The following is a 1064-nucleotide window of genomic DNA, read 5'->3' on the forward strand; positions in this document are numbered from 1 at the left end:
CGAATTACATTTTTCTAAGTGCGAAAGTTGAGTTATTAAGAATAGCTAATTTAAAAAATTTGTCTCAATAATATTACTAATATAAATACAATAATTGCCTGAAATAAATCAAAAAAATCAAATATTGGTTGCTTCTTTTCATGAAAATTTTTCAAAAGAAAAAAAAAGATTACGGATAAAAAAATAATGTATACCTCATTTATCATATGTAACCACCTAACCATTATATAAATATATATTGGTAAAAAAGGACTAATATGAGCAGTCCTCTAAATAATCCCTAGTCCACATACCAAGTGGAGTATGATACTTCATTGTCTGGACTTATAACAAAACGAACTCGATTATGCCAAGAATAGTCAGCTCCAGTTTCACTAATATATATTACAACTTCTTTAGTTCCCCAGCTAGGGACTGGTGCAGACGCGACTACTCCCCATAGTGGTGCATTATTTTGAATCATAACACTAGAAGCAGCTTTTGCATAGCTACCGTAGTCATGTAGCGTCTCCTTACTTGTCGTATTGATTACTTTTGAGACATAAGGTATTTTGTCAATCCCCTTGTAAACAAGCCATGATCCATAACCATTATATACAGTTTTAGCAAATGTTCCCATTGCAGCATTAAACCATCCTTGTTCAGCGTTTTGAACATAATAGTGATATTCTGCCCTCTCCAAAATTGTGAATTCCCCATCTATAATTGCATATTCTAAAGGGATTCCTTCTACGTTTATCACGTTGGTAGGGACACTTACAGGATCTTCATATGTTCCTCCTCCACCCTCGCATTCGCACTCTTGCATTTTATTTAATTCTTCTTTTGTTTTGACGAATGATGTATCCTTAGTCGAATCTAGTGAAAGGTCTGTAGGATCATTTTTGAATTTTATTTTGAAATGAATGTTGTCTGGAACTGAACTTTTGTTTGGTTCAGCACTTACAAATAAAGATTGTGATACAAGTAAAATTAAGATGGCTAACAAAATTGTTATTTTTTTAAACATATAATCCCTCCCATAAAGTGATGCTAGTATATTTTCATGGACACGCCTTAGTTAA

General features: G+C 32.7%; 1 protein-coding gene. It reads right to left on the reverse strand.

All coding sequences use genetic code 11. The features are described 5' to 3' along the window. Positions 1 to 280 precede the first annotated feature (280 nt). Entirely contained in the window at positions 281 to 1009 is a 729-nt protein-coding gene (locus RZN25_18435) for a hypothetical protein (GenBank protein ID MEQ6378776.1), read from the reverse strand. Positions 1010 to 1064: the final 55 nt, after the last annotated feature.

It is taken from the genome of Bacillaceae bacterium S4-13-56, from assembly GCA_040191315.1.
Taxonomy (GTDB): Bacteria; Bacillota; Bacilli; order Bacillales; family JAWJLM01; genus JAWJLM01.